This window comes from Serratia sp. CY84636, assembly GCF_052166245.1.
GTDB lineage: Bacteria > Pseudomonadota > Gammaproteobacteria > Enterobacterales > Enterobacteriaceae > Serratia > Serratia nevei.
Map to the genome: position 1 here is coordinate 233,725 of NZ_JBJNOX010000009.1, position 6,827 is coordinate 240,551.

Here is a 6,827-nt window from a genome sequence, read left to right on the forward strand (position 1 = left end):
GTTAACGTGCAGCTATGTAGAAGTGACAAAGCCTACCGATGAATACTGATCAATTAACGACGCGGGTGGCAGACCAGTTGGGCGCGCAGCAGCGGCTGCTGGTGGCGTTCAGCGGCGGCCTGGATTCCAACGTACTGCTGCATGTGCTGGCGGCCTTGCGCCGCCAGCGTCCGGCGCTGCAGCTGCGTGCGCTGCACGTGCATCACGGCCTGAGCGCCTTTGCCGACCGCTGGGTTGAGCATTGCCGCAGCCGCTGTGCCGACTGGCAGATCCCGCTGACGGTGACGTACGTGCAGGTGGACGCCCGCCAGGGCGGTATCGAAGCGGCGGCGCGTGCAGCGCGCTATGCCGCCTTCAGCGCCGCGCTGACGGAGGGCGAAGCGCTGCTCACCGCTCAACACCTTGACGATCAAAGCGAAACCTTCCTGTTGGCGCTCAAGCGCGGCAGCGGGCCGGCGGGGCTGTCGGCGATGGCGGCGCGCGCGGCGTTGGGCGAGCACCTGCTGTTGCGGCCGCTGTTGGGCTGTTCGCGTCAGACGCTGGAAAGCTACGCGCAACGCCACGCCTTAACCTGGATCGATGACGACAGCAATCAGGACACGCGCTTCGATCGCAATTTCCTGCGGCTGCAGGTGCTGCCGCAGCTCAATCAACGCTGGCCGCACTTCGCCTCGGCGGTGTCGCGCAGCGCCGGCCTGTGCGCCGAGCAGGAGCAACTGCTGGACGAACTGCTGGCGGAACCGCTGCAAAGCCTGTTGGCGGCGGATCGCTCATTGGCGATTGACGGCCTGACAGACTGTTCGCCGGTGCGGCGCTTCGCCTTGCTGCGGCGCTGGATCGCATTGTTTAACGTCACTATGCCGGCGCGTGAGCAGCTTCAGCGCCTGTGGGAAGAGGTGGCGCTCAGCCGGGAGGATGCCGAACCGCAGCTGCAGCTCGGCGCCTATCAGATTCGCCGTTTCCGCGGCCGGTTGCACCTGTTGCCGCCGCTGGCGGCGCTGCGCGATGTGCATCTGCCCTGGCAGCCTGACCAGCCGCTGACGTTGCCGGACGGGCTGGGGCAGTTGATTCCCGGTGAGGGCGAGCTGGTGCTGCGCGCACCGCAGCCATCGCAACAGGTCAGCGTTCGGTTCGGCGGCGTGCAGGGTGTGGTGCGCATCGTGGGGCGCGCCCATTCGCGGCCGATAAAAAAACTGTGGCAGGAGCTGGGTATTCCGCCCTGGCAGCGTGAACGCATCCCGTTGATTTATTATGATGAGCAGCTGATCGCCGCGCTGGGCGTATTCGTCTGTGAAGCGGGGCAGGTGCCGGAAGGCGAACGCCCGTGGCGGCTGCGCTGGGAAAAAAATCATAATAGCGAGGAGCAATGATGAAGTTTGTGGGGATCATGCTGTTGGCCACCGGCCTGTTCAGCCTGCCGGCGTTGGCGGCGGGGGATGCGGCCGCCGGCCAGGCGAAAGCCGCCGCCTGCGCGGCGTGCCACGGCGCGCAGGGCAAGGTGACGGTGCCGATGTACCCGAATCTGGCCGGGCAGAACGCCATGTACCTGCAGCACGCGCTGCAGGCGTATAAGAAAGGGGAGCGCAACGGCGGCCAGGCTGAGGTGATGAAGGCCTATGTGTCGGGGCTGTCGGATGACGATATCGCCGATCTGGCGGCCTTTTACGCCAGCCTGAAGCCTTAAATGACGAGGGCAGCCGTTGGGCTGCCCTGTTGGGATGGGGTTACCGCTGCTCAGTCCGACAGACTGACGACCACGGTACCGATTTCCGGATGACTGAAACTGCTGATATGGTCAAGGCGCAGGTCGCGCTGTTGGCCGTTCTGTTCGATGGTCAGATACTCAACGCGTTTCTTTTGCAGCAGGTCGATCGCCTTGGCCTCGATCACTTCTCCGTCGCGTAACTCCAGCTTCAGAATAAGTTTATGCTGACAGGCGAGTTCCAGGTTGTCGTAGTCATCGCAATTGATGGGTTGGTACTCATCATTCATCAACATAGTCGCTCACCAATAAGTTAGCGGCGGCAAAGGCCGCCTGTTCCCTAACGGAGGACGGTAGCGCGTCGTTCGCTGCGACATCGTCCAATGCCTTTAACGCACAAGCCAGCGCATCAGGCACGTAGCCAAGATCTCCACTGCCAATCTCGGCGTAAGTACGGCGTACTAACTCACAGTATTGTTGCACAGTTTCCTCCCTTAAGAACCTCTGCATCATCAAGACCGCTCTCGCGATGAGGCGCAGGCTCTCGGAGTTTTATCCTATCCTAGACGACTATAGCACAGCTGTTATGGAGTTATCAGCACCCTGGCACGCCTTTCGCACTGCCGCGGCCTGGCCGCGCTGGCGGGGTTTGGCCCTGATCAAGTACACTGTCGCCGGATAATAACGAGGTCACCCATGGCGCTGAAAGCAACCATTTATAAAGCCGCGGTCAATATTGCTGATATGGATCGTCACTTCTACCACGACGCCACGCTGACGCTGGCGCAACACCCGTCCGAAAACGAGCAGCGCATGATGCTGCGCTTGCTGGCCTGGATCTGCCATGCGGACGAACGGCTGGTGTTCACCAAAGGGCTGAGCGCCGACGACGAGCCGGAGATCTGGCAGCGCAACGACCACAATGGGCTGGAAATGTGGATCGAGATGGGATTGCCCGACGAGAAGCGCATTCGCAAGGCCTGCAACCAGTCGCCGCGCGTGGTGCTTTACGCTTACGGCGAGCGCGCCGCGCACGTATGGTGGCAGGGAATGCAGGGCAAGGTGGCCGGCCACAAGAACCTGAGCGTGCGTTTTCTCGACGACGAACAGCTGGCGCGCCTGACGGCATTGGCCAGTCGCACCATGACGCTGCAGGCGACGTTGCAAGAGGGAACTATTTGGCTGTCCGATGCTCAGAATAGTCTGGAAATCCAGTTTGCCGAGTGGCAGCAGGCACAGGTGTGACCGGTGCTGGAACTGTCAAGAAACGTAGCCATACCGGATAATGAGCTGGAATTGACGGCGATCCGCGCGCAGGGCGCGGGCGGCCAGCACGTGAACAAAACCTCAACGGCGATCCATTTGCGCTTTGACATCCGGGCATCCAGCCTGCCAGAGTATTATAAGGAACGGCTGCTGGCGCTGAATCATCATCTTATTACCGCTGATGGCGTGGTGATTATCAAGGCGCAAGAGTATCGCAGCCAGGAATTGAATCGCGAAGCGGCGTTGGCCAGGCTGGCCGCGCTGATTCGGCAGGCGATGGTGGTGGAAAAAACGCGCAAGGCGACCAAGCCCACGAAAGGGGCCAAACTGCGTCGCCTGGAAGGCAAGGCGCGTAAAGGCGCCACCAAGGCGCTGCGTGGCAAGGTTCGCACTTAGGAATACATGAACACAGTAGGAGAATAACTGTGAAAAAAATTACGGTAGCCCTGTTCCTCGCGGCAGGCGCACTCTCGTTGTTGGGATGCAACAATCATTATCAACCGAAGGAACAACCGCTGCAGCCGATGCCGCAGAGCTATCAAGGGGTGTTGCCTTGCGCCGATTGCGGCGGCCTGGATACGGCGCTGTTCCTGGATGAGGACGGCACCTTCGTGCTGCAGGAAACCTATCGCGGCACCAAAGACGGCGATCAGACCTTTGCCGATTACGGTAAATGGGCCCGCACGGCGGATAAACTGGTGCTGACCGACAGCAACGGCGAAAAACGCTACTTCCGCCCGGTGGGCAAGAGCCTGGAAATGCTGGATCGCAGCGGCGTGCCGATCGAGTCCAAACTGAATTACCGCCTGGATCCGGTTGAGAAGCCGTTGCCTAAAACGCCGATGACGTTGAAAGGCAACTACACCTATATGGCGGACGCGGCCGTCTTCAAGGACTGCGCGACCGGCAAAACCTTCCCGGTAGACAACAACATCGCGCTGGAGCAAGGTTACGCCAAAGCCTACAAGACCGCTGGCGAGCCGGTATTCCTGACGTTCAGCGCGCACTTCAGCGTGCAGCCGTCGATGGAGGAAGGCCTGACCGAAAAGGCGCTGGTGCCGGACGGTAAAATCGCATTCGACCGCAGCAAGAACTGCAGCAGCAAGTAAGCGTTTTCGGATATAAAAAAACCCGCGAGAGCGGGTTTTTTATTTTCTGGCGTTCGTCGCTTAGCGTTTGATCTGGCCCAGCAGGAAATCAACGATTTCGCCGGTTTTGATCATTTGCTTCTCGCCGACGCGGCGGTTCTTGTACTCGATCTCTTCGTTGTCGAGGTTGCGGTCGCCGATAACGATAGAGTGCGGCACGCCGATCAGCTCCATATCCGCGAACATCACGCCCGGACGCTCTTTGCGGTCATCGAGGATCACGTCGATGCCGTGGGAGCGCAGGGTGTTGTACAGCTCTTCGGCCAGCGCCTGCACGCGGAACGACTTGTGCATGTTCATCGGCAGGATCGCTACCTGGAACGGCGCGATGGCGTCCGGCCAGATGATGCCGCGTTCGTCATGGTTCTGCTCGATGGCGGCGGCCACGACGCGCGTGACCCCGATGCCGTAGCAGCCCATGGTCAGCACCTGGTTACGGCCGTCTTCGCCCTGCACGGTCGCTTTCATCGCTTCCGAGTACTTGGTGCCGAGCTGGAAGATATGGCCCACTTCGATGCCGCGTTTGATCAGCAGCGTGCCCTGACCGTCCGGGCTGGCGTCGCCTTCCACCACGTTACGGATATCGGCCACCTGTGGCAGCGGTAAGTCGCGCTCCCAGTTGATGCCGAAGTAGTGTTTGCCGTCAACGTTGGCACCGGCGCCAAAGTCGCTCATCGCCGCTACGCTGCGGTCAGCAACCACCGGCATCGGCAGGTTGACCGGGCCGAGTGAACCCGGGCCGGCGCCGACGATGGCGCGAATTTCTTCTTCGGTGGCGAAGGTCAGCGGCGCGGCAACCTGCGCCAGCTTCTCGGCCTTGATTTCGTTCAGCTCGTGATCGCCGCGCACCAGCAGGGCAACCAGCTTGTGGCCGCTCTCTTCGGTGGCGCGCACCATCAGCGTCTTCACGGTTTTTTCCACCGGTAGCTGGAACTGCTCGACCAGCTCAACGATGGTTTTGGCGTTTGGCGTATCCACCAGGCGCAATTCTTCGCCGGCCGCCGCGCGTGGAGCCGCCGGCGCGACCGCTTCCGCCAGCTCGATGTTGGCGGCGAAGTCGGAACCGGTGGAGAATACGATATCGTCTTCACCGCTGTCTGCCAGCACCTGGAATTCGTGCGAGGCGCTGCCGCCGATCGAGCCGGTATCGGCCTGCACCGGGCGGAAATCCAGGCCCATGCGGCTGAAGATTTTGCTGTACGCTTCGTACATCGCGTCGTAAGTCTCCTGCAGAGACTCCTGCGAGGTGTGGAAGGAGTAGGCATCCTTCATCAGGAACTCACGGGAACGCATCACGCCGAAACGCGGGCGCACTTCATCGCGGAACTTGGTCTGGATCTGGAAGAAGTTCAGCGGCAGCTGTTTGTACGAGCTGATCTCGTTGCGGATCAGATCGGTGATCACTTCTTCGTGCGTCGGGCCCAGCACGAACGGACGGTCGCCGCGGTCGACAAAGCGCAGCAGCTCGGGGCCGTATTGCTCCCAACGGCCGCTTTCCTGCCACAGGTCGGCAGGCTGAACCACCGGCATAGACACTTCGATCGCATTAGCATTGTTCATTTCTTCGCGAACGATGTTTTCAACCTTTTTCAGAACGCGCAGGCCGGTCGGCAGCCAGGTGTAAAGACCGGAGGCCAGCTTGCGGATCATCCCGGCGCGCAGCATCAGCTGGTGGCTGATCACTTCGGCGTCGGCAGGTGTCTCCTTCAGAGTGGAGAGCAGATATTGGCTAGTACGCATGGTGTTTTGGTTCCGTTAGAACTGCAAATTGCATCGGGCTGCCAGAGTGGCGGCCAAAAGTGACAAAAGTGGTTTAGTTTACCAGCGCGAGCGGGTCGCCAAAAGAGAGGCGGCGGAATTTTAACGCGGGTCGAGCGCCAACACTTCGGTATGACCGTCCACGACGCGCCAGCGCACGTTGAAATCCAGCAGCCAGACGGCGTAATCCCGTTCGACGTCCTCTCCTTTACGATAGGCGGGACGGGGGTCTTGCGCCAGCACCTGGCTGATAAAACGCCTTAATTGCGGGTAACGCGCCTGATGTTGCTGCAGCTGCTGCTCGGCCTGCGGCGCGAAGCGCACCGGCATGTCGCCGGCGGGCGCGGCCTGGGCAAAGCCGGCGCGGGCCTGCGGCTGGCTCTCGGCGAACGGCAGATAAGGCTTGATGTCCACCACCGGGGTGCCGTCGACCAGATCGAGGCTGCCCAGCTCCAGCACCACGTCGCCGTTTTTTACCCGCACGCCTTTCAGTTCGATCAGGGACATGCCGAGCGGGTTGGGGCGGAAGGTGGAGCGGGTGGCGAACACGCCCATGCGGGCATTGCCGCCTAAACGCGGCGGGCGCACCGTCGGCCGCCAGCCGCCTTCCAGGGTTTGATGGAAAATGAACATCACCCACAGATGGCTGAAATCGCTGAGGCCGCGTACCGCCTCCGCCTGGTTGTAGGGCGGCAGCAGCAGCAGTTCGCCGCCACCGTCTTCGACCAGCCCCGGCTGGCGGGGAACGGCGAATTTTTCTTTATACGGCGAGCGGATCACGCCGATCTGCTCGAAAACGAATTCGGTCATTTGGACGAGACGTTAAGCGCCGAGCCCTGGCAGACGGCCTGCTGGTAACAACCGGCGACGCCGCTGACAATCTGGCAGTCGTGCAGCAGCACGGCGTTGGCCTTCATGTAAGACGCGCGGATTTGCATGCGTTTGCGGGCGGT

10 protein-coding genes are annotated in these 6,827 nt (G+C 61.2%); 5 read left to right on the top strand and 5 right to left on the bottom strand.

Annotated elements, in window-relative coordinates:
- Positions 1 to 38: 38 nt before the first annotated feature.
- Together tilS and ACJ8QI_RS21310 are read left to right on the top strand one after the other, a co-directional pair.
- Positions 39 to 1,370 (top strand): tRNA lysidine(34) synthetase TilS, encoded by a 1,332-nt coding sequence (gene tilS, locus ACJ8QI_RS21305; protein WP_442533046.1) that lies wholly within the window; start codon positions 39 to 41, stop codon positions 1,368 to 1,370.
- Positions 1,370 to 1,684 carry a c-type cytochrome gene (locus tag ACJ8QI_RS21310; protein WP_084827234.1) on the top strand — a complete coding sequence of 105 codons (315 nt, stop codon included), beginning with the start codon at positions 1,370 to 1,372 and terminating at the stop codon, positions 1,682 to 1,684. The genes tilS and ACJ8QI_RS21310 overlap by 1 nt, the downstream gene beginning before the upstream one ends.
- 50 nt (positions 1,685 to 1,734) lie before the next feature.
- Here the strand turns inward: ACJ8QI_RS21310 and rof are convergent, their stop codons facing one another.
- Together rof and ACJ8QI_RS21320 are read right to left on the bottom strand one after the other, a co-directional pair.
- Positions 1,735 to 1,998, bottom strand: coding sequence for a Rho-binding antiterminator (gene rof / locus ACJ8QI_RS21315; protein ID WP_004931991.1), 264 nt, complete (start codon positions 1,996 to 1,998; stop codon positions 1,735 to 1,737).
- Entirely contained in the window at positions 1,985 to 2,185 is a 201-nt protein-coding gene (locus ACJ8QI_RS21320) for a YaeP family protein (protein ID WP_004931993.1), read from the bottom strand. Before ACJ8QI_RS21320 ends, rof begins: the two co-directional genes overlap by 14 nt.
- A 213-nt stretch (positions 2,186 to 2,398) precedes the next feature.
- Between ACJ8QI_RS21320 and ACJ8QI_RS21325 the strand changes: the two genes are divergently transcribed.
- The 3 genes from ACJ8QI_RS21325 to nlpE are packed head-to-tail and all read left to right on the top strand — an operon-like array spanning position 2,399 to position 4,077.
- Entirely contained in the window at positions 2,399 to 2,947 is a 549-nt protein-coding gene (locus ACJ8QI_RS21325; RefSeq protein WP_033649819.1) for a YaeQ family protein, read from the top strand.
- 3 nt (positions 2,948 to 2,950) lie between these two features.
- Positions 2,951 to 3,364, top strand: a complete 414-nt coding sequence (gene arfB / locus ACJ8QI_RS21330) for an alternative ribosome rescue aminoacyl-tRNA hydrolase ArfB (RefSeq protein WP_028127523.1) — start codon at positions 2,951 to 2,953, stop codon at positions 3,362 to 3,364.
- 29 nt (positions 3,365 to 3,393) lie between these two features.
- A complete protein-coding gene (nlpE, locus tag ACJ8QI_RS21335; RefSeq protein WP_442533047.1) occupies positions 3,394 to 4,077 on the top strand; it encodes an envelope stress response activation lipoprotein NlpE in 684 nt (227 codons plus the stop codon).
- Between the two features lie 60 nt (positions 4,078 to 4,137).
- Here nlpE and proS read toward each other — a convergent pair whose 3' ends face one another.
- From proS to rcsF, 3 genes are all read right to left on the bottom strand, one after another.
- Positions 4,138 to 5,856 (bottom strand): proline--tRNA ligase, encoded by a 1,719-nt coding sequence (gene proS / locus ACJ8QI_RS21340; RefSeq protein ID WP_041036458.1) that lies wholly within the window; start codon positions 5,854 to 5,856, stop codon positions 4,138 to 4,140.
- 120 nt (positions 5,857 to 5,976) lie between these two features.
- The gene (tsaA, locus tag ACJ8QI_RS21345; RefSeq protein WP_033649822.1) at positions 5,977 to 6,684 is read right to left on the bottom strand and encodes a tRNA (N6-threonylcarbamoyladenosine(37)-N6)-methyltransferase TrmO; all 708 of its coding nucleotides are present in this window, start codon (positions 6,682 to 6,684) and stop codon (positions 5,977 to 5,979) included.
- Positions 6,681 to 6,827, bottom strand: a 147-nt coding sequence (rcsF, locus tag ACJ8QI_RS21350; protein ID WP_442533050.1) for an Rcs stress response system protein RcsF, incomplete at its 5' end; no start/stop codon positions are given. The genes rcsF and tsaA, both read right to left, overlap by 4 nt.

Excerpts from the sequence above, each read along its gene's own strand:
- tilS (WP_442533046.1), top strand. The coding sequence starts at position 39 with ATGAATACTGATCAATTAACGACGCGGGTGGCAGACCAGTTGGGCGCG.
- ACJ8QI_RS21310 (WP_084827234.1), top strand. The coding sequence starts at position 1,370 with ATGAAGTTTGTGGGGATCATGCTGTTGGCCACCGGCCTGTTCAGCCTG.
- rof (WP_004931991.1), bottom strand. The coding sequence starts at position 1,998 with ATGTTGATGAATGATGAGTACCAACCCATCAATTGCGATGACTACGAC.
- ACJ8QI_RS21325 (WP_033649819.1), top strand. The coding sequence starts at position 2,399 with ATGGCGCTGAAAGCAACCATTTATAAAGCCGCGGTCAATATTGCTGAT.
- proS (WP_041036458.1), bottom strand. The coding sequence starts at position 5,856 with ATGCGTACTAGCCAATATCTGCTCTCCACTCTGAAGGAGACACCTGCC.
- tsaA (WP_033649822.1), bottom strand. The coding sequence starts at position 6,684 with ATGACCGAATTCGTTTTCGAGCAGATCGGCGTGATCCGCTCGCCGTAT.